Genomic DNA, 19335 nt, shown 5'->3' with positions numbered 1-19335 from the left:
GTAAAAATGGAATGGATTCTTTTGGTGGTGATAGGCTTGGCAGCGAGTTCACTTGGCTCGCTCATTGGTTTAGGGGGAGGAATTATCGTTGTTCCTGCCTTACTTTACTTAGGATCATTTTCGGCCTTTGGCCATGTTACCCCGCAGGTTGCGGTAGGAACGTCCTTGTTCACGATGATTTTTACAGGGCTATCCTCTACGCTTGCATATATGAAACATAAGACCGTCGATTATAAAAGCGGATTAATTTTCTTGATTGGCAGTGGTCCCGGCAGTATTCTTGGAGCATGGGTAACAGAAAAATTACCGATGCATTCTTTTAATATTCTTTTTGGGTTGTTCATTATTTTTGTCTCAATCATTTTACTGCTAAAAGATAAACTAAAGCCGATTCCTTATAAAAAGGATAAAGGAATTGTCCGCACTTTTACAGATAATACGGGGAAAACTTTCGAATACGGCTATAATCCAATTATCGGCGTTCTCGTTGCATTTATTGTTGGGTTTATATCAGGGATATTTGGGGTCGGCGGAGGCTCACTGATGGTACCAACGATGATATTAGTCTTCTTCTTCCCGCCGCACGTCGCTACGGCTACCTCGATGTTCATGATTTTACCAACATCAATCCTCAGTTCCATTACGCATATAACGCTCGGGAATGTTAATTGGCTTTATGCACTGGCACTTGTACCCGGGGCTTGGATTGGCGCCAGGGTGGGGGTCTATCTAAATACTAAGCTTAAGAGTAAAACGATCGTATTATTATTGCGGACGGTACTAGTAATTGTCGGCATACGATTAATCTATGAAGGAATTGCGGGATAAGATACAAATGGAAACCATACATATTTATCATACTAATGATGTTCACAGTCACTTAGAAAATTGGCCTCGAATTGAGCAATTCCTCAAGCAAAGAAAAACGCATCACCAAAAACATAAAGAGGAAATGCTACTATTTGATATCGGCGATTTTATCGACCGCTGGCATCCTTATTCGGAGGCAACTAAAGGAAAAGGAAACATCCAATTATTAAATGAGTGCGAATATAATGCCATCACTATTGGAAATAACGAAGGAATCAACCTACCATATGAGGCTTTGAATCATCTATATGATGAAGCCCATTTCGATATACTAACAGCGAACTTTTATAAAAAAAATCAAGTTTATCCAAGCTGGGTTAAACCATATAAGATTTATCCGACAAAAAACGGAACCCGTATTGGGGTCATTGGGGTAACGGCAAATTTTGCGCATCTATATGAATTGCTGGGCTGGAAGCTTACAGATCCCATCATGGAGCTGAAAAAATGGCTCCCAAGCTTAAAAGAACAATCAGATATCATCATCTGTCTTTCTCATCTTGGCTTACAGGATGATGTAACGATTGCCAGTGAGTTTCAGGAGATTGATGTCATTTTAGGAGCCCATACACATCATTATTTTGAAAACGGCCGGCTAGTGGGGGAAACTTTGCTCGGGGCTGCAGGGAAATATGGTTATTTAATGGGTCATGTCACCCTAAAACTAAATGATCAAAAGCAAATCAACTATAAGAAAGCAATAGTTTATGAAGTAAAGGATCTTCCGGAGGCTGCTAATGAACAGGAGCAGGTTCAGGCATTCCTTAGGCGAGGTAAAGAAGTATTAAGCCAAAAAGTAACAACTCTTCATGAACCGCTGTTAAATGATCCATATAAGGAAACAAATTTCTCCAGACTCCTTTGTTCATCGTTAAAAGAATGGTGTAAATCAGATATTGCCATGATCAATGCAGGACTCCTTTTAGGGCCCTTATCAGGTGATGTCACTGAATATGATCTTTTAACGATTTGCCCTCATCCCATCAATCCGTGTGTCGTGGAGCTGACGGGCAGGGAATTTAAAAATATTCTCTCAGAAACCCAGGATGAAAACCTTTCACATAAACAAATCAAAGGATTAGGATTTAGAGGAGACGTTCTTGGGATATTTATATATGTAGGCATTCTAGTCAAAGATGGAAGGATATTCATGAATGGTGAACCACTAGGGATGGAGGAAAAGTACACCTTGGCCTTGCCAGATATGTTTACGTTCGGCCATTTTTTCAAAGAGGTCCTTCCCTCTAAACAAAAAACCTATTTCCTACCTGAGTTCTTGCGGGACTTATTAAAATGGAAATTGCAGCAGATGTCCTAGTTGAATACACTCTTTTTTGATTATTGTCATAATGTGATAATGAAGAAAGGAGTGTAGGAATTGATTGAGCTTTCACCAATCGAAATAGACGGCCATACCTTTTTGGCAGTGACCGTTTTACTTCCAAAAACAACATTGCTTGCCATTTCAAGCGATAAAGGATATATAATGTGCGGTGCCTTAGATGTCGGTCTTTTAAATGAAAAATTGAAGGACCGCAAAATAATTGCAGGAAGAGCCGTCGGGGTAAGAACCATTGATCAGCTTCTAAATGCGCCAATGGAATCGGTGACATTTGAAGCAGAAGAACTGGGAATCCACCAAGGAATGATCGGCAGGGACGCCTTGCTGAAAATGATTTAAAAGCTTGCTTTTAACTAAGCAAGCTTTTTAATTGGGCTAGTTCACCTTTTAGAAGCATACATATAGCTAGAAGGGGTGATTGTTTTGGCAAAGATTCGCCGACGGTTTACGAAGCGAGGTCCGCTGCCTTTCCGTTATGTTATGCTGCTATCATTTGTTTTTTTTCTTTTTTCCACTGCCTTTGGGATATGGGTCATTAATAAAGGGATTGAACCGACGTTAATCAGTTATGCTGAATCCCAATCTAAAAAAATAGCCTCACAGGTTATTACGAAAGCCATAAATAAAAAGACTGTCGAAATCGGTGATGTAATTGCTGTTGAACCAGGCACGGACGGAGCTCCGCCTAGCGCCACCTTAAAAACGGAAGTAGTAAATCAGAAATTGTCCGAAATCACCAGTCAAATCCAGAAGAATCTTAATGCTGCAGAGAAAGGTGATCTTTCTTCCCTACAGCAATTAACAGATGTTGAAATAGAATTAGAAAATACGAATTCTGATGGAATTGTATGGAATGTACCGCTTGGGCGGGCAACCAATATGGCCTTATTCGGGAACCTTGGTCCAAAGATACCGGTGAGGTTTCAAGCTATTGGGGACGTCCGTCCGGATGTAAAAATCACACCAAAACCACTGGGAATCAATAATACGTGGATTGATGTAGCCATTCATTTAGAAGTATCGGTGCAAATTATTACTCCATTTTCGACGAAAATCACAAAGCTTGATCAAAAAATTCCTGTTGGGGGCAGATTGATTCAGGGCGATGTACCGCAATTTTATAATAATGGCAGCAATGCTCTGCCATCCATCGAATTGCCTAAAACAGATGAAAAGAAAAAAGCAAAATCGGAAAACTAAAAGGACAATCCTTAGGGAAAGTCCTTTATTTTTGCTTCTTTAGATTCATCCGCTCAATCCGCTTCCATTTTGCTAAATGTGGGTATGGATCAAACGACCATTCTGTTATTCCATTGTCTTTATACATACCATAATGCAAATGCGGAGGAAATTTGCCCGCGGTTCCAGGAGGCCCGTATCCAGTGTTTCCAACACTGCCGATAACCGTTCCTGGCTCAACAATAGATCCAACCTTTAAATTTCCAGAAAACCCTCCAAGATGGGCAAAGTAATGATACGTATTGTTAATATCGCGGATGCCAATTCTCCAGCCCCCGAACTTATTCCAGCCCTTCATCTCTATAATGCCATAACAAGTGGCTCGAACAGGTACTCCATGGCCGGCAAAAATATCAGTGCCTTCATGCATCCTTCTGCCTCCCCAGCCCCTTGCATCTCCCCATGTACTTCGATAACTGTGATTGGAGCGAATTGGGACTGGGAATACCTGAGTATCCAAATTAAGCCTTCCAAAATGGCGGTACATTTTGGCCTTACCCACAATAATCCCAACCGTTTTATCGCGATGATAGTAATTCCATAGTCCGATTTTTATATTATCATGATCGACACCATAGGAAAGAAGATAATTAGCAAAAGCATATAAAACATCCTCATCACTCTTTAAGCTCGCTTTACCATCTCCATTACCATCGACACCTATACCATTAAAAAACTGAATGATGGCCGGATTTTTGGTCTTGAGGTTCGGATTCGTTAAGCCAGACCACTCTTCAGGACGAAAATAAATGGCAATTGTCCCATCGGGTTTTGGTAAATCACGACGGGCCAAACGGACACTTCTTTCATATTGATCGATGGCAGCTAAGTAGTACCAGGGTATATTAGTAACGGTTTCCACTTTTTTATAAAGCTTCATTCTTTCCTGATAGGGATCAGGTTCCTTAGCTTGAGCATCCCTGACAGCAAATGTAGAGGTAAAAAATAAAAGGAAAGTTCCAATCATCAGAACAACCCTCACGCAGGAATCCTCCTTCCGATTAATGTACAAGTTTAGTTTATGTTTTCTAAACAATTTCATTATGGTTAATATTTGGTAAGAAGAATTGATTGCTTGTCGTAAAGGCAGGCAATATGTTAAAGTGACAACAGAAGAACTCATTTTCCATACATAAGTGGATTGCAAGGGGTGTAAAAATGAGCAAGAAAGAAGAAATATTACGTAAACCTGAGTGGTTAAAAATAAAGCTTAACACGAATGAATCATATACGGGCCTGAAGAAAATGATGCGCGAAAAAAACCTTCATACTGTGTGTGAAGAGGCTAAATGCCCTAATATTCATGAATGCTGGGCTGTACGACGTACGGCAACCTTTATGATCCTTGGTGATACATGTACCCGTGCCTGCCGCTTCTGTGCCGTTAAAACGGGTCTGCCGACAGAACTTGATTGGCACGAACCAGAACGAGTGGCTGACTCCGTTCAACTGATGAACTTAAAGCATGTGGTTGTTACAGCGGTTGCACGCGATGATTTAAAGGACGGCGGTGCTGCTGTATTTGCCGAAACAGTACGAGCGATTCGCCGGAAAAATCCATTCACAAGCATTGAAGTTCTTCCTTCCGATATGGGTGGAAAAGAAGAAAATTTACAGCTTTTAATGGATGCTAAACCCGACATCTTAAACCATAATATTGAAACCGTTCGCCGCTTGACTCCAAGAGTTCGAGCACGTGCCAAGTACGACCGCTCGCTTGAATTTTTACGGAGGGCAAAAGAAATGCAGCCAACCATTCCGACTAAATCCAGCTTAATGATTGGACTTGGCGAAACAAAGGAAGAAATCCTGGAGGTAATGGACGATCTGCGAGCAAACCATGTGGATATTATGACTATCGGACAATATTTACAGCCAACCAAGAGTCATTTAAGGGTTGAGAAATATTATAGTCCTGATGAATTTAATGAACTGCAGCAAATTGCCATCAGCAAAGGTTTCAGCCACTGTGAAGCCGGTCCGTTAGTCCGCTCCTCCTATCATGCCGATGAACAGGTAAATGCTGCTGCAAAGCATAAGCAATTACTTGGTGAAAAGGAAGCAAAAAAAGCATAAGTGAAGAAGAGTTCAGTCTGGGATGACTGAACTCTTTTTATTACTTATTGTGCATGTAATTTCGATCGTCCGGAGTAAGGCCGTTTTCGTCCTCTGTAGCGTTCATCCGTGAACCCTGAGGAGATTTTTTCATTTGTTTAATCAAACCATTGACCAAATTCCGGGTATTTCGGCTTGTTGAATCGAGATTTGCCAAATTTTCAACGTCGCGCATTAATACCTTATTGTCAGTCACGTAAACGTGGTAATATCTCGGTACAACGGACATTGCGGTTTTTTTCACCTGATCAGCTGTTAAATTTCGGTCCTTGGAATTTGTGTCATAAGCAATTAAGACTTCTTGGTCTGTTACAAGGGTGGCTACATCATTTACGTTATGAATATTGGTACTGTACTTGCTAATTATGTTAGCAAGCTGTTCTCGATCAAGAGCTGTATAATGATTATTGGCTGTGTTATCATTCATCAGCGGACTCTTTTGGTGGCGGACATACCCATAATTGTTGCTGACATTTCGAATGCCGCGGCCTGCTCCTTCATTGTAGAGCTCATGTCGCTTATTATTAACATTAATGGTATTACCGCTTTCCTCATAGATGTCATTCTTAGTGTCCTTTGTACATCCGGTTAAAGCAGTAAGTGTACACAATCCAATGACGATGATTGACTTTTTCAAGCTTAACACCTCCTTTTATTAGAATAGCCAAAGGGAGGATTTTTTTTCTTAGTAATTGATGGTGAATCGGTTATAATGAGAATTAAGAGTGTCTGGCAAATTGAGGTGAAAAAGGATGATAAATATTAACAACACCATGTATGAATTGGTGCAGGAGCATCGGAATGGTTTTAATGAGGATGCCCTAAAAGCGAGATATAGCGATATTTTGTCAAGATATGATTACATTGTGGGAGACTGGGGTTATGGCCAGCTCCGTTTAAAAGGTTTTTTTGAAGACCAAAATCAAAAAGCTACCTTTGATACAAAAATAAGCACGGTCAGCGAATATCTTTATGAATACTGCAACTTCGGCTGTGCTTATTTTGTTTTGAAAAAGGTAAAAAAATAAACGAAAGGCCAGAAACCTGGCCTTTCGTTTATTTGTTATATGGGGCCTGTTCATCCGTGTCCGGATCATCATGTGGCGGATGGGCTCCTTCCATCTGCCGGGGCAGATCTTGATGCAGGGACTTGTATTCATAATTAAATGCACTATAGGTCCGCTGCCCTTCTTCCCAGGGAGTGCTCTTATTTTGAACAGGATCATCTTTTCGGAAGGTTGAACCATAAGGCCCTTCTGGAAACTCCTGAGCAGTTAGATAATTATGCTGTTTTTCCACGTTAGATATTTCCGTATACTTCTCTGCCTCTTTATCCGCCATCTTTTCCACTCCTTTTAAAACCTAGTTTAGCCCAAGGAGTGAAAATCATGAGTAATTGTTTAAACTAATTCCATTAGAAATGATCTTAGTTCTTCTGCCTCTTCTTCATTTAATTGAAAAGCATATTCTAAATAGCCTTCCTCCTGAAGGTCATCGTGGCCAATAATAGCAAAACGGTTTCCCTGCATATCAAGGACAAGATGTTTACCATAATGGCGGTCGGATTGAACAATGGCTAAATCATAGCGCTGGTTTTCACCGACAAAACTAACAAATCTTGTTTTTGTATTCTCCGTATCATCGTATAAGAAAAACCGTTCTTTCATCCCAATAATCTCCTTTAAAAAATACTTTTTAATACCTTCTCTATAGTAACAAATTTATTTGATTGAGGGGAGTGGTGAAATTTCCGCAAAATTTGTAAAATTTGCCCTTGAAAAATACGAAATCTGTCAAAATATGCTACAATATACTTAAATTCACAATTATTGACTGGAAGAGGGATGAATTGAATGGTCCGTCGTTACATCGAAAAAGCAATAAATGTAATGCAATGGGGAAAGAATTTACTGCCTCAATCGTCAATTCGCTTTTATCCACCGCCAATAATTTTGCGAAATCCCGCATTAGAGGGTGTAACATCAGCCTTTCAATCTGGACATGAAGTGGCTGTGATTGTGTTTAATATCAAAAATTCTTTTGAATTGGCTGATTTATTGGGACAAACCCAGTATACACAGGTAATTAAAAATATTAGGAAGTATTTCCTTCTTTCTATTGAGGAAGAAATCAACAATCAAGATGTCATCACTCTCCATGATTTTTATGGTGACGGTTTTACACTATTCTTAAAAGTCGATTTTGAACGGGATTGTTTATCAGAAATAGATCTGTTTATGAATAAAATAACGTATCATGTTGAAAAAAAATTACATAAGTTATACCCTGCTGTCGAGCTTTGCTTTGAAACGGGCTATATGTTTGTTGATAAAAAACATTACTCGATTCATGATTCTGTTTTAAAAGCCCATAGGCAGGCCGTGTTTATGGCAGAAAGAAAAGCAAAAAACGGGTTTAATGAAATGGTTATGACGATGAATAAAATTATTACAAAAAAGGACATTAAACTTTTAGCTCAGCCGATTATCGATGTAGCTACAAAAGAAATTCGGGCCTGGGAAATGCTTACACGAGGACCTCAGGGAACCCTATTAGAAAATCCGTTGCCGCTCTTTTCAGTTGCAAGGCAGACTGGGATGCTGTATGAACTAGAAATGATTATCATTGATAAGGTTTTGGAGCAGATAAAGACAACAAGATGCCGGAAGGATATATTTGTAAATTTTACTCCCTTAACTTTAGGTAATTTAAGATTTACAAGAGATTTAAAAAATCTTATGTTAAACTATAAAAGTATTTCACCTGCGCAAATCACTATTGAAGTAACCGAGAGTGATTCAATCGAGGGCTTAAAGAACTTTATTTATAATATTAAAATGTTACGATTAATGGGATTTCGAATCGCTGTCGATGATACGGGTGCTGGCTATTCCAGTTTAAGTACGATTAGTGAAATCATGCCGGATATCATCAAAATTGATCGTTCAGTAATCCAAAATATTCATCAAAATTCTCTAAAGGAATCGATGCTGAAAGGATTGCTGCTTGTTGCAAGAGAAGCAGGTTCGTTAGTTGTCGCTGAAGGAATTGAAAGCGAAGAAGAAGCATCGGTTCTGACGAGAAATAAAGTGGATTTAGCGCAAGGAAACTTTTATGCCCCTCCAGCTGCATTCGTAAACGGGCTTGCAACTTAGTCAGACAACATAAAAGGAAGTGGAGCAAATGTATTTTGTAGACCGGGATAAAATGGAAACAACATTGGTTTATTTAGAAAAACAAATAAATCTTTTCACTGCGCAGCCAGAATGGTCGACACCATTAGAAAAAGCTGCATTGGAACGGATAACACAAATGTCACTAGAAGCTATTTTTGATGTTGGCAATGCCATGATTGACGGTTTTATCATGCGTGACCCCGGGAGTTACGACGATATCATAGAAATTTTAATGGATGAAAAGGTCATTTCACAAGAAACGGGAAATGACTTAAAAAGCCTCATTCCATACCGGAAGCAACTTGTCCAAGATTATACAGAAATCGTCCATAGTGAACTAAAGGAGCAATTTGCAAATTCTCATCCGGCTTTATCTCTTTTTGCGAAAAATGTCCGCGATTATCTAACAAATGAACTTGGTCCTGTTTCCGCCTTTAAAAGTCAGGAGTGAAGGATTTTGAAAAATTATAAAGGCTATTTAATTGATCTAGACGGAACGATGTATAAAGGAACTGAACGTATTGAGGCAGCTTCTGATTTTGTCAAAAGTCTGCGGGCTAAGAAAATCCCGTATTTATTTGTGACAAATAATTCGTCAAGGACACCAGCACAGGTTGCCGAAAAGCTTCGGGATTTTGATATTCCTGCAGAGGAAGAACTTGTATTTACGACCAGCCAGGCAACCGCTAATTACATTTATGAAACCAAGAAGGATGCTACTGTTTATGTCATTGGAGAGGAAGGGCTGCGATCCGCGCTTGAAGAAAAGGGATTCCAATTTGCCCAAGAAAATGCGGAATTTGTCGTGATTGGGATTGACCGCTCCATCAGTTATGAGAAATTAGCTGTTGCTTGTTTGGCGGTTCGAAATGGAGCGACTTTCATTTCTACTAATGGTGATATTGCGATTCCAACTGAAAGAGGACTTGTACCGGGTAATGGTTCGCTGACATCCGTCATTACGGTTTCTACCCAAACGAAACCGATTTTTATCGGCAAGCCGGAATCGATTATTATGGAGCAGGCCTTAAAGGTATTAGGAACGGCCAAGGAAGAAACGATCATGGTCGGGGATTATTATGACACAGATATTTTAGCGGGCATGAATGCCGGGATGGACACACTATTGGTTCATACAGGTGTGACCACGAAAGAATTGCTTAAAGGGTATAAACAAAAACCTACATATGCCATTGATTCATTGGAGCAATGGGAGGTATAAAAAGGATGGGATATACACCCATCCTTTTACACTATTTTTTTTCTTTTTCCATTCTTGCTGCCCGGTGAGCCAGCCTGCTGGAGGCAGCTGCGGCAATCGCACCGACAATATCATCTAAAAAGGTATGGCACTCACCGGTAGATTTATCATTTAGATGGGCTAAAATGCCAGGTTTTTGTTTATCAATATAACCATAATTGGTAAATCCGATTGATCCATACACATTCACAATCGAAAAGGCAAGTATTTCATCTACTCCATAAAGACTCTCATCTGTCCCAATTATCGATTGAAGGGGCTCCTCAAGCATTCCTTTTTCAGCAAGCATGTCGAGCTGGATTCCGGTAATAATGGCATTTTGCACTTCACGTTTGGAGAGGACGCGTTCCACATTAGCAATACAGTCTGCCATTTGTAAATTTTCATGATATTTTTCTTGTAAATAAAAAACTAAATCAGCAATATCTTGAATTTGGACGCCTCTTTCTGTTAGCCATCTGCGTGCAGTTTCTTCGGTCATATCTACTTTTTTGTCGTCTGCCATCCCTTTTATCACCTTTTCTTTGGATTTTCACTATATATATACTCTTTTTTCATAAGATATGCAATTTTAACATAAAAGAACTAGACAAAATTTTATCTTTCCAATCGACGATATTTCCTATTCATTTTTGAAAAAAAACAGGAAGACAACAAGTTTTTTAATGCTCCTTCATATATATGACTTTATAAGGGTATGAAGAAGAGGGTGGGACTCGTATGCTTCAGAAAATGCTTGAAAATCAATATGGGATCACAACACAAGAATATATTAAATTAGATACGTATGACGCCTTAAGAGGCAATGGCTGGCTGTATGTAATCTCTAATCCTGCTGGAAAGGAAGAAGAGGATATTTCTGAACTTGGGAAGATTGCCGAGCATCTGCGAAATTATGGCGACCATAATGTGCCTATATTTTTGCAGTCAAAGGAAGGGAATTTAATTACTACATGGGAACAAAATAAATATTGCGTATTAGCCAATCGGCAAGCAGATGAAAAACAGCGGAAAATCAAATTAGGGCGTAAGCTCGCTAAATTTCATGAACGTGGGAGAAGGGTTCCCTTTCAAATCGAGCGGTCCAGCCGGATTGGAAAGTGGAAGGAATTATGGGAAAAGCGGCTTGAACAAATGGAAAAGGTTTGGAATGGCCTTCTCTTTCAAACGCCAGAAGATGAATTTGAACGGATGTTTATCGAATCATTTCCCTATTATATGGGCTTAACTGAAAATGCGATTCAATACCTAGTCGATACAGAAATAGATGATGAGCCAGCTGAAACGGACAGCGGCACAGTCTGTCATGAACGTTTTTGTAAAAAAACGTGGGGCGGCAATTATGTTATTAAAAATCCCTTTGATTGGGTCTTTGATCATCGCAGCCGTGATTTAGCCGAGTGGACAAGAGAGAGATATTTCCGAAATTTTCAAACATACGATGTCGATTTAAAACAATTTTTTGAAGAATATCAAAGTGTTGCTCCATTATCATCATTTTCGTGGCGACTATTATATTCGCGTCTAATATTCCCACTCCACTATTTTGAATCTATCGAAAATTATTATATAACTCGGTCCGAGCAGGATAAAAAGGTATTAGAAGATCAGCTAAGTAAAATTTTAAGACAATCGGGCGAATATGAGCGATTTTTGGCTGGTTTTTTTCAAATTTCGGGAGCGCCAATCAAAAGGCTAAATCTCCCCCAGTTGGAATGGTTATATAAAGTGTAAACACATAAATTGACACACTTTTGAAAAATTTCAATCAGAATAATATGGTAAAATAACAAGGAGTTCTAAAATTAGGAATGAGGTAGGGACGCAGCATGAAGCCTTATATTTACATTACTAGAAAGCTGCCAGAGGCAGTTATTGAAGTCATGAAACAAAAATATGAAGTAAAAATGTGGGAACATGAGGATATTCCGGTTCCAAAAGAAGTTCTTCACGCAGAAGCTAAGAAAGCGGATGCTCTCTTGACGATGGTATCTGACCAAATCGATGAACAAATTTTAACCGCCGGGAATCGGTTAAAGGTTGTCGCTAATTTGGCTGTAGGGTATGACAATATTGATGTCAAAAAAGCAAGCCTTAAAGGAGTTGCAATTTGCAATACTCCTGATGTTTTAAATGACACTACGGCTGATTTAACTTTTGGTTTGCTGATGGCGGCCGCCCGGCGGATAGTCGAGGCAGCCGAATATGTCAAGGAAGGAAAATGGAAAAGCTGGAGCCCGCTGCTTCTGGCTGGCCAAGATATTCATCATAAAACAATTGGTATTGTTGGAATGGGGAAAATTGGTGAAACAGTTGCCAAAAGGGCAACAGGCTTTGATATGAACATCCTTTATCATAACCGGACCAGAAAGCCTGAGATGGAACAGCTGATAGGTGCCATGTATGTATCTTTTGAAGAGATTGTTGAAAAATCCGACTTCATCGTCTGTCTAACACCGCTAACACAAGAAACCAGAAACTTGTTCACGCGTGAAGTATTTAGAGGAATGAAACAATCGGCTATTTTTATCAATGCTTCAAGAGGCCCTGTAATCGACGAACAGGCCTTATATGACGCCTTAACAGCAGGGGAAATTGCCGGTGCTGGATTAGATGTTTTTGAAAGAGAACCAATCGATCGGGACCATCCATTACTATCCCTTCCAAATGTAGTTGCACTTCCGCATATAGGCAGTTCAAGTGTTGAAACCCGAACCGCCATGATGAAGCGTTGTGTAGAAAATATCATGGAAGTTTTAGAAGGAACCGTGCCAAAAACACTTGTGAACAAAGACTGGAAACCCTTTGTAGAAGCATAAAATAAAAAAGCGATTGCTGATAATGGCAATCGCTTTTGACGTTTTAAATTAAAATACTTGCTCTACTTCGACAACGCCTGGCACTTCTTCTAAAAGAGCTCTTTCAATGCCGGCTTTTAATGTGATGGTTGAGCTTGGGCAAGATCCGCAAGCTCCAAGCAAGCGAAGCTTAACAATACCATCCTCTACATCAACTAATTCACAATCCCCGCCATCGCGAAGAAGAAATGGGCGTAATTTATCTAATACTTCCTGAACTTGTTCAAACATTTCTTGTTCTGCCATAGTAATCGTCTCCTTTCCTATCTATATTATAATGTGATTGGCCATAAAAATCCATTCTCAGAAAATAGGATAACACACATTTACAGACATTTTCTTCGTTTTTATCATTTAATTATTGTAAAATAAAAGAAAAAAGATGGGAATGGTTTTATGGAATTTACAGAAGTAGAAATTGTTCTATATGGTGCTGAACAATTATGCCCAAGCTGTGTCAACCTGCCGTCGTCAAAAGAAACATTTGAATGGCTGGAAGCGGCCATTACAAGAAAGTTCCCGGAGCAGCCCTTTAAAATGACATATGTGGATATCCTGCTGCCTCCAGAAGGAGACCGTGAAAAATATCAATTTGCGAAACGGGTTATTGATGAAGATATGTTTTATCCAGTAGTGGTGATAAAAGAAAAAGTAGTTGGCGAAGGCAATCCACGCCTCAAGACCATTTTTTCAGAGCTTGAAAAGTATGGATATAAAGCAATATAAAAAAGAAGCATTCCAATTATCAAAACGGAATGCTTCTTTTTTATCAGCCGTTATGCCATTTATACATCCACAGAAGGCCCGATTTCAACAGGCGGGCCACACGTCCCGTAATGGCACGCTCAGCCATCATTCCAAACCCTTGTTTCTTACCAAGAGAACCTAGGACACCCTTTAATTTAATAACTGGCATCGTTTCAGGCAATGGTTCGCCGCTCCAGCGCTTCTTAAGTACTTCGACAATTTGTTCAGCCTGACCCTCAGCTAATTGGGCGCTTGGAGCATGCGGGGAACTAGCACAGTCACCAACAATGAAAATATGTTCATCATTAGGAAGATGATGATGAGGGGTTACTTCCAGCCTTCCTAATCTGTCCTTTTCCCCTTCCATCTCCCGGACGATTTTATTTGCTTGGATCCCTGCAGTCCAAACAATCACGTCACATTTGATTGCCTGATCATGATTGAACAATGTATTTTCTTCCACTTTTGTTATATTTGAGTTGTTAATAATTTCGACATTATGCTTCACAAACCAGTTTTCAACATATTTGCTTAATCGCTCTGGGAAAGAAGAAAGAATATACTTTCCGCGATCAAATAATTTAATCTGTATATCTTCACGGCTTTCGCTTAATTCGCTTGCCAGTTCTACTCCACTAAGACCTGCACCAACAATCCCAACAACAGATCCGGGAGCTAAATTGTTTAATGCAGAATATGTGCGGCGGGATTTTTCAATGCTTTGAATGCTGTAAGTAAATTCCTCAGCACCCGGAACCCCATGATATTTGTCTTCACAGCCAAGGCCGATGATTAAGTCATCATAATCAATAGGATCATCACCATTTAATAAGACCTTTTTATCTTTTTGGTCAATGCCGATGACATCCCCATATTTGATGTTGAGTTGTGAATGCTCTGGAAAGGCGACCCGGATTTCTTTATCCGAAATCGTTCCTGCAGCAAGAGCATAGTATTCTGTTTTTAAACAATGATACGGTACGCGGTCAATAAGCGTAATCGTAACGTCTTCTGGCAGATGATTTGGAAGCAATTCGTTTAAAACTTTCATGCCGCCGTATCCGCCGCCAAGTATAACAAGGTTTTTCATTTTGTATTTCCCCTTTTTAAACCAATATCTAATGTCTTTATTTTGCTCAGATGGGACCCATTTCAGAATTAAAAACAAATGGGAATTAATTGATATATTCTAGAATAATTTCTGTTCTTTTACCACATATGAGTATATCTAAAATGTGTCGAAATAACAACTCTTATCCCACTTTTCTTGACACTAAAGCTACAGTCGTGATAATTGACGGAACATGCTAAAAATAGTAGGATAGGTACGTAATGGAGAGGTGAAAAGAATGATTCAACCGATCATAGAATTTTGTATCAGCAATCTGGCAAATGGTGCGCAGAAAGCACTTGAAAAATTAGAAAAAGATCCAAATTTGGATATTATTGAATATGGATGTCTTGGATATTGTGGTAAATGTGCCTCCACATTATATGCTCTAGTTAACGGAGAAGTAGTGACAGGAAAAACACCTGATGAACTTGTGGACAATATCTACCAATATTTAGAGGAAAATCCGATGTTTTAAAATATACTATATTAAAACTTGGCTGTGTTAAATGCCATTGTTTATATTTTTCAATGTTGATTGGAGCGGAAGGCGCGAAGACTCCTGCGGGAGTACGGGGCAGGGGAGACCCCGCAGGCGAAAGCGCCTAGGAGGCTCCCAGGCACGCCCGCGGAAAGCGAAGCGCCTAGAGCGCAAATCAACAACCAAGTTTAACAGAGCCTAAAACTTAAAAAAAGGAGGAGAATTTATGAGCAATGATGTTGTAATTTTAACGGAAGCGGCAGCTCTTCACATTAAAGAAATGATGAAGCACAATGAAGAAGAAGGAGCCTTCTTACGAGTAAGTGTAAAGGGTGGAGGATGCAGCGGCTTATCTTATGGAATGGGTTTCGAACACGAGCTAAATCCGGCTGACAAGCAATTTGAACAGTATGGAATTAAAGTAGTCGTTGATCAAGAAAGTGAACCAATTCTAAAGGGCACGAAAATTGATTATAAAGAATCTATGATGGGCGGCGGCTTTACGATCGATAACCCGAACGCTATTGCTTCCTGCGGATGCGGTTCTTCTTTCCGAACAGCGACTGCAGCAGGTACACCTGAAGAATGTTAAAAACAAAGGCGCCCAATTTGGGCGCCTTTGTTTATTAAGAATTAAATTAAACTTTGAGAATTGTCCAGCTCCAGCGCCCAGCACTTAGTGTACTTCGCCCTTTTCCCTACGATAAGTCAACATCGGATCGCTCTCACTCTCCGTGTTTCCTTTATCTCAGTCAAAGTGCTCCAGTCCATACGCCGCTATACGGGCGCTTCCGCTTTTCTTATTATTTATCAAACATAGAAGAACTATGAAGAGGTTGTACTTTTGCTTTAGGATCGATAAATGATTTCGCATTATTTACGGCAGTTGGCGCTTCACCAAAACCACAAGCGATAAGCTTTACTTTACCATCATAGATGCAAATATCACCGGCTGCATAAATTCCTGGTATATTTGTTTCCATTTTGGAATTGACGGCAATCGAGTTTTTAACAATTTCCAGGCCCCATTCTTTAATAGGTCCAAGTGAGGATACAAATCCATAATTACATATGACAGCATCCACATCAATCGTTTCTTTTCCTTCGCCATTAGCAGCATTAAGAACAACTTGTTTAATTCCGTCTTCATCGCCAATTAGTTCTGCAGGTACATACGGAGTTTTTACATCTACTTTTGAATTAAATAAATTTTCCACACTATGCTCATGTGCGCGGAACTTATCACGACGGTGAACAATCGTTACTTTCTCGGCAATTGGCTCCAACATTAAAGCCCAGTCCACTGCTGAATCTCCGCCGCCAAATACAACTACTTTTTGACCGGCAAATTGGTTTAAGTCCTCTATAAAGTAATAGAGGTTTTTCTTTTCATACTGGATAGCACTTTCAAGCTCTAAGCGGCGCGGTTGGAAGGCTCCGTTTCCAGCTGTAATAATAACGGTTTTAGAAAAGTGAACCTCTTTATTAGTGGTTAATTTAAAAGTTCCGTCTTCTTGCTTTTCCAATTTTTCAACTGATTGCTCAAGGGCAACTGAAGGTTCGAATTTTGCCATTTGCTCCTTCAAGTTATTAATTAATTCTTGTGCACGAACCTTTGGAAAACCAGCAACATCATAAATATATTTTTCCGGATAAAGGGCTGATAATTGGCCGCCTAGTTGAGGTAAGCTTTCAATGATTTTTACTGAAGCTTGTCTCATTCCTCCGTAGAAAGCTGTAAAAAGACCGACAGGGCCTCCGCCGATAATAGTAATGTCAAAAACTTTTTGATTTTCTTGCACGCCGTATCCCCCTAACTAGTAGTAACAACTCCACTCCCTATAATATCATAAATTAATAAAATCCTCACTTATTTGTGGCAATATTCAAACTGGAATCACTATTTAAATAACTTGAATTAGGTTATAAAAAAGTAAAACTATTAATATGCTTTTGGTAAATAAATTTAAAAAATCGCTTGAAAATCCGAGGAAAGTAGCATAAGATGTAATGTGGATATATTGTTAATTATTTGTGTCAAAATAGGTACAATTTTATGACCGGTTTGAAAATCCGATTGCGTTGAATGGTGAAATCGGGTGTATTTAAAATTGGCTATTTTTCTTTATCCTCATTCGTGAAGTATATCACATACATTTTTCTGCTTAGAAAAATAAAATTAGCTAATGCAGTGGAAGATAAGAATAAGCGAATTTATTCAAAAAATTAACTTAAAAGGTGGAAGTGATCACTTTGAGAAAGCCTAAAATTGTTATTCTCGGTGCTGGATACGGCGGTCTGATGACAACTGTTCGTTTACAAAAGCATGTCGGTATTAATGAAGCCGATATCGTATTAGTAAATAAAAATGATTACCATTATGAAACAACGTGGCTTCATGAAGCGTCTGCAGGCACACTTCATCATGACAAAGTACGTTATGAAATCCGTGATGTTATTGACCGAAGCAAGGTTGACTTTATTCAGGATACAGTGGTTGAAATTAAGAAAGATGAAAAGAAAGTCGTATTAGAAAAAGGCGAAGTCCAGTATGACTATCTTGTTATTTCTCTTGGCGGCGAACCTGAGACATTTGGGATTAAGGGATTAAAAGAGTATGCTTTTGGGATTACCAATGTGAATTCTTCACGCCAGCTTCGTGAGCATATCGAGTATCAATTTGCTACCTACAATATGGAGGAAGAAAAAAATGATAACCGCCTATCCATTGTTGTTGGTGGTGCAGGCTTTACGGGAATTGAATTTTTGGGAGAATTAACAAATCGAATTCCTGAATTATGCCACGAATATGATGTTGATTATAATAAAGTAAAAATAATCTGTGTTGAAGCGGCTCCAACTGTATTACCTGGATTTGATCCAGAATTAGTTAATTATGCTGTATCTCAATTAGAACGGAAAGGTGTAGAGTTTTTAATTGGAACGGCTATTAAGGAAGCTACTCCTGACGGTATTATCGTAGCGAAAGGTGAAGAAGAGCCTCGTGAGATCAAAGCGGGTACTGTTGTTTGGGCAGCGGGTGTTCGAGGAAATTCTATCATCGAGAAATCTGGTTTTGAAGCTATGAGAGGCCGTGTAAAGGTAACTCCAGAATTACGAGTACCTGGTTTTGATGATGTATTCATTATTGGCGACAGTTCTCTTGTCATCAATGAAGAAATTAATCGCCCATATCCGCCGACTGCCCAAATTGCAATGCAGCAGGGTGAACTTGTGGCACGCAACTTGGCCGCACTTGTCCGGAACAAGACAGAGCTTGAAACCTTTACATTTGATAATAAAGGTACAGTTTGCTCACTTGGTGAAGATGATGCTATTGGTGTTGTGTTTGGTAAGAAAATCACCGGTGCAAAAGCTTCCTTCATGAAGAAGGTAGTCGATAACCGCTCCCTATATATGATTGGCGGCGCAGGTTTGGTACTGAAAAAAGGAAAGTTTAATGTATTTTAATAAGTAAAAAAGGACAGTGACCCTGTCCTTTTTTGTTATGAATATTTAGGGGTGCTACAATGAGCAATCGTGAAAAACGCGGCAAGGTGTGGTTAGCTGTTTCGGGGTTAGTGATTTCTAAGGATGGCCAATGGCTTGTGGTGAAGAAGAGATACGGCGGCTTGAAAGGCCAATGGTCCTTGCCAGCAGGTTTTGTTGAGATAGGTGAAACGGCAGATGAAGCGGTTCTAAGAGAGGTTAAGGAAGAGACAGGAATTGACTGTGCCGTAAAAGGTCTTATCGGGTTAAGAACCGGAGTAATTAAAGAAGAAATAAGCGACAATATGATCGTCTTTTTAATGGAACCAATAAGCGAAGAAAAGATAATCCATCAGGAAAATGAACTTTATGAAGCGAGATTTATGGCACCAGAAGTGTTGTTAAATGAAAAAGATGCATCTATAATTCTTCACCAGCTTATTAAGCAAAAGGAATCTTGTATAAAACCTGGTATTGATGGGTTGAACCCAGGAAATCAGTTTGGTTATACGGCTTACAAATTATTTTTGTAATTTTTTGAAAATTTAAGTAACAATTAGAAAATGAAAGAAAACTTTATATGTATCCGTTTTCTTTTGAGAATTTGCAAGAATTTCGCTCTTTCCTTTTTCGCCAATCCTTGTTA

Annotated in this window: 24 protein-coding genes; 16 read left to right on the top strand and 8 right to left on the bottom strand. The window is 39.3% G+C overall.

The window, feature by feature from the left end:
- The first annotated feature begins 6 nt into the window (after positions 1–6).
- The 4 genes from PH210_RS27000 (at position 7) to yunB (ending at position 3412) form a co-directional block, all read left to right on the top strand.
- Complete coding sequence (locus PH210_RS27000; RefSeq protein ID WP_289989436.1) at positions 7–828, top strand: sulfite exporter TauE/SafE family protein; 822 nt, start codon at positions 7–9, stop codon at positions 826–828.
- Between the two features lie 7 nt (positions 829–835).
- Positions 836–2188, top strand: coding sequence for a bifunctional metallophosphatase/5'-nucleotidase (locus PH210_RS26995; protein ID WP_289989435.1), 1353 nt, complete (start codon positions 836–838; stop codon positions 2186–2188).
- A gap of 60 nt (positions 2189–2248) precedes the next feature.
- Positions 2249–2551, top strand: a complete 303-nt coding sequence (locus PH210_RS26990) for a YunC family protein (RefSeq protein ID WP_223591917.1) — start codon at positions 2249–2251, stop codon at positions 2549–2551.
- 75 nt (positions 2552–2626) lie between these two features.
- Complete coding sequence (gene yunB, locus PH210_RS26985) at positions 2627–3412, top strand: sporulation protein YunB (protein WP_354670026.1); 786 nt, start codon at positions 2627–2629, stop codon at positions 3410–3412.
- A 25-nt stretch (positions 3413–3437) separates the two neighbouring features.
- Here the strand turns inward: yunB and PH210_RS26980 are convergent, their stop codons facing one another.
- On the bottom strand, positions 3438–4433 hold the full coding sequence (locus PH210_RS26980; RefSeq protein WP_289989432.1) for a M23 family metallopeptidase: 996 nt from the start codon (positions 4431–4433) through the stop codon (positions 3438–3440).
- A gap of 176 nt (positions 4434–4609) precedes the next feature.
- On the opposite strand from PH210_RS26980, the gene lipA reads away from it, so the two are divergent.
- A complete protein-coding gene (gene lipA, locus PH210_RS26975; RefSeq protein WP_289989431.1) occupies positions 4610–5527 on the top strand; it encodes a lipoyl synthase in 918 nt (305 codons plus the stop codon).
- 40 nt (positions 5528–5567) lie between these two features.
- On the opposite strand, the gene PH210_RS26970 is transcribed toward lipA, so the two are convergent.
- Complete coding sequence (locus PH210_RS26970) at positions 5568–6203, bottom strand: YhcN/YlaJ family sporulation lipoprotein (protein WP_289989430.1); 636 nt, start codon at positions 6201–6203, stop codon at positions 5568–5570.
- Between the two features lie 115 nt (positions 6204–6318).
- Here PH210_RS26970 and PH210_RS26965 point away from each other — a divergent pair, with 115 nt between their 5' ends.
- Positions 6319–6594: a YutD family protein gene (locus PH210_RS26965; RefSeq protein WP_289989429.1), complete on the top strand. Its 276-nt coding sequence runs from the start codon at positions 6319–6321 to the stop codon at positions 6592–6594.
- Between the two features lie 28 nt (positions 6595–6622).
- Here the strand turns inward: PH210_RS26965 and PH210_RS26960 are convergent, their stop codons facing one another.
- Positions 6623–6907, bottom strand: coding sequence for a cytosolic protein (locus PH210_RS26960; protein WP_289989428.1), 285 nt, complete (start codon positions 6905–6907; stop codon positions 6623–6625).
- A gap of 59 nt (positions 6908–6966) precedes the next feature.
- Positions 6967–7233, bottom strand: a complete 267-nt coding sequence (locus tag PH210_RS26955; RefSeq protein ID WP_289989427.1) for a DUF3055 domain-containing protein — start codon at positions 7231–7233, stop codon at positions 6967–6969.
- Between the two features lie 186 nt (positions 7234–7419).
- On the opposite strand from PH210_RS26955, the gene PH210_RS26950 reads away from it, so the two are divergent.
- From PH210_RS26950 to nucF, 3 genes are read left to right on the top strand one after another with little or no spacing between them, the layout of a single operon-like run.
- Positions 7420–8721 carry an EAL domain-containing protein gene (locus PH210_RS26950; RefSeq protein WP_289989426.1) on the top strand — a complete coding sequence of 434 codons (1302 nt, stop codon included), beginning with the start codon at positions 7420–7422 and terminating at the stop codon, positions 8719–8721.
- A gap of 28 nt (positions 8722–8749) precedes the next feature.
- Positions 8750–9193 (top strand): DUF86 domain-containing protein, encoded by a 444-nt coding sequence (locus tag PH210_RS26945; RefSeq protein WP_289989425.1) that lies wholly within the window; start codon positions 8750–8752, stop codon positions 9191–9193.
- A 6-nt stretch (positions 9194–9199) separates the two neighbouring features.
- Complete coding sequence (gene nucF / locus PH210_RS26940) at positions 9200–9964, top strand: 5' nucleotidase NucF (RefSeq protein WP_289989424.1); 765 nt, start codon at positions 9200–9202, stop codon at positions 9962–9964.
- A 31-nt stretch (positions 9965–9995) separates the two neighbouring features.
- Here the strand turns inward: nucF and PH210_RS26935 are convergent, their stop codons facing one another.
- A complete protein-coding gene (locus tag PH210_RS26935) occupies positions 9996–10508 on the bottom strand; it encodes a phosphatidylglycerophosphatase A family protein (protein ID WP_289989423.1) in 513 nt (170 codons plus the stop codon).
- A gap of 215 nt (positions 10509–10723) precedes the next feature.
- Here PH210_RS26935 and yutH point away from each other — a divergent pair, with 215 nt between their 5' ends.
- Positions 10724–11737 carry a spore coat putative kinase YutH gene (yutH, locus tag PH210_RS26930; RefSeq protein ID WP_289989422.1) on the top strand — a complete coding sequence of 338 codons (1014 nt, stop codon included), beginning with the start codon at positions 10724–10726 and terminating at the stop codon, positions 11735–11737.
- Positions 11738–11832: 95 nt separating this feature from the next.
- Entirely contained in the window at positions 11833–12822 is a 990-nt protein-coding gene (locus tag PH210_RS26925) for a 2-hydroxyacid dehydrogenase (protein WP_289989421.1), read from the top strand.
- A 48-nt stretch (positions 12823–12870) separates the two neighbouring features.
- Here the strand turns inward: PH210_RS26925 and PH210_RS26920 are convergent, their stop codons facing one another.
- Positions 12871–13107 (bottom strand): NifU family protein, encoded by a 237-nt coding sequence (locus PH210_RS26920; protein ID WP_223591894.1) that lies wholly within the window; start codon positions 13105–13107, stop codon positions 12871–12873.
- Between the two features lie 150 nt (positions 13108–13257).
- Here PH210_RS26920 and PH210_RS26915 point away from each other — a divergent pair, with 150 nt between their 5' ends.
- Complete coding sequence (locus tag PH210_RS26915) at positions 13258–13587, top strand: YuzD family protein (protein ID WP_289989420.1); 330 nt, start codon at positions 13258–13260, stop codon at positions 13585–13587.
- Positions 13588–13630: 43 nt separating this feature from the next.
- Here PH210_RS26915 and PH210_RS26910 read toward each other — a convergent pair whose 3' ends face one another.
- The gene (locus tag PH210_RS26910; protein WP_289989419.1) at positions 13631–14698 is read right to left on the bottom strand and encodes an NAD(P)/FAD-dependent oxidoreductase; all 1068 of its coding nucleotides are present in this window, start codon (positions 14696–14698) and stop codon (positions 13631–13633) included.
- Between the two features lie 259 nt (positions 14699–14957).
- Between PH210_RS26910 and PH210_RS26905 the strand changes: the two genes are divergently transcribed.
- Together PH210_RS26905 and PH210_RS26900 are read left to right on the top strand one after the other, a co-directional pair.
- The gene (locus PH210_RS26905) at positions 14958–15197 is read left to right on the top strand and encodes a YuzB family protein (RefSeq protein ID WP_223591891.1); all 240 of its coding nucleotides are present in this window, start codon (positions 14958–14960) and stop codon (positions 15195–15197) included.
- Between the two features lie 229 nt (positions 15198–15426).
- Positions 15427–15792, top strand: a complete 366-nt coding sequence (locus PH210_RS26900; protein ID WP_289989418.1) for a HesB/IscA family protein — start codon at positions 15427–15429, stop codon at positions 15790–15792.
- A 211-nt stretch (positions 15793–16003) separates the two neighbouring features.
- Here PH210_RS26900 and PH210_RS26895 read toward each other — a convergent pair whose 3' ends face one another.
- The gene (locus PH210_RS26895) at positions 16004–17002 is read right to left on the bottom strand and encodes an NAD(P)/FAD-dependent oxidoreductase (RefSeq protein ID WP_289989417.1); all 999 of its coding nucleotides are present in this window, start codon (positions 17000–17002) and stop codon (positions 16004–16006) included.
- A gap of 451 nt (positions 17003–17453) precedes the next feature.
- On the opposite strand from PH210_RS26895, the gene PH210_RS26890 reads away from it, so the two are divergent.
- Both PH210_RS26890 and PH210_RS26885 read left to right on the top strand, forming a co-directional pair.
- Positions 17454–18671, top strand: a complete 1218-nt coding sequence (locus PH210_RS26890) for an NAD(P)/FAD-dependent oxidoreductase (protein WP_289989416.1) — start codon at positions 17454–17456, stop codon at positions 18669–18671.
- 59 nt (positions 18672–18730) lie between these two features.
- Positions 18731–19222, top strand: a complete 492-nt coding sequence (locus tag PH210_RS26885) for an NUDIX domain-containing protein (protein ID WP_289989415.1) — start codon at positions 18731–18733, stop codon at positions 19220–19222.
- Positions 19223–19335: the final 113 nt, after the last annotated feature.

The sequence above is a fragment of the Paenibacillus sp. BSR1-1 genome (genome assembly GCF_030403775.1).
GTDB lineage: Bacteria > Bacillota > Bacilli > Bacillales > Cytobacillaceae > Neobacillus.
This window is presented reverse-complemented; position numbering and strand designations above follow the sequence as displayed.